Raw genomic sequence first — 1,351 nt, 5'->3', positions numbered from 1 at the left:
ATAATTTTGATTGCAAACATTTTATCAGCTTGTGCATTAGCACCAAAGCTAAAACAGCCCAATGATAGGAACCGTGTACCTATTAATAAAACAATCCCTGCCGAAATCAAGCGAGCAAATATATGAAAAAGCGATTTATTATAACAGGAATGGTTACCCTTTTGGCAATGATAAATTTGGCACATGCAGTGGATTATTCTAAAGTACGTGTAGACGCAGATCCATCAAGTTTATGCAATGTTCTAGAAGTGGGACGTGCAGAGTTTGAAAAGCGAGTGTATGGAAGAGACAGCTCTGGAATCCTAGAAAAATGTTTACTATCATCTGCTCCACCGCCACAACCTGCTCCACCGCCACAACCTGCTCTATCAGCAGAATATTCGGAAATCCTTCAGATATTAAAAAAAGAGGAAATTATTGAGCTCTTAAAAAAACAGCTTGAGTTGAAAAAAAAACAAGTTTCACAAATAGAAAAAGCCTATCAAGCTATAACAAAGAATCAGAAAACTGGATCTAAAACAATTGACTTTTCTAGTTTTTTTCTCAAAGAACCAGAATCGCTCTATAAGCGTGATAAGCTTTCAAGGGAATCATATCAAAAGGTATTAGAGGAAGAAAACAAAATTTCTGGGACTTTTGATCAAATGGGCAAAGCTATTTCGGAGCGTTTACAATTTGCATCGATACAAGATAAAGCTGTAAGTTTAGAAACTTTTGAAAACGTAGAAAATCGTTTTAAATACCTCCAACATCTATTAGATGAAATTCAAAAAAAAGAAAACCTGAAAGATATTGCAGATCTTCAAGCACATATCGATAGTTCATTAGCCATGATCCAAAATGAATCTATAACGATACAAATGATAACGCATTTACGTAAGGCTGAGCAATCACTTATCAAAAGGAAAAGACGCGAACTTGATATGAAAATTTTTAACCATGAAACAAAAGGGATGCCTACCATACGATAAAAACAAAAGCCACTGTAGAAGGTTCAGTACTATCCGAACAATTCAAAGAGGCACAGAGATTTTATCAAAGCCAAGATATCGTAATGAAAACACTTAGGTAATGTATAAATGAAAATGAAGTGTTTAGCATATATCTATGTTTCAAGGTGATAAAAAGTTGAAAATTCGTTAAAGAGGAATTCCATGGACTTTACAGTGTTCACGCAACTTTTCACTAAAATTGATCAGATAACAAAAACATATGTCACGGATATTTCCTCAAAAACAATAGCTACAATTACACCCTTTGTATCAATCGGTGTAACAATCGCTTTCATCATCTATGGATGGCTCATCATTCGGGGCGCTATAGATATGCCTCTCTCCGGATTTGTAAATCG

At 34.9% G+C, this 1,351-nt stretch carries 2 protein-coding genes and 1 pseudogene; all 3 read left to right on the top strand.

The features are described from left to right. The coding region (locus ACFIKH_RS09100) for a TrwH protein (RefSeq protein WP_375627586.1) at positions 1–126 on the top strand (126 nt) is incomplete at its 5' end. Next, entirely contained in the window at positions 123–971 is an 849-nt protein-coding gene (locus tag ACFIKH_RS09095) for a type IV secretion system protein (protein WP_375671530.1), read from the top strand. The genes ACFIKH_RS09100 and ACFIKH_RS09095, both read left to right, overlap by 4 nt. A 183-nt stretch (positions 972–1,154) precedes the next feature. Beyond that, positions 1,155–1,351 (top strand): annotated as a pseudogene (locus ACFIKH_RS09090) (trwi protein); the annotation flags it as partial.

Origin of the sequence: Bartonella sp. SD1336NMGDW (assembly GCF_042193565.1) — a bacterium.
GTDB lineage: Bacteria > Pseudomonadota > Alphaproteobacteria > Rhizobiales > Rhizobiaceae > Bartonella > Bartonella grahamii.
This window is presented reverse-complemented; position numbering and strand designations above follow the sequence as displayed.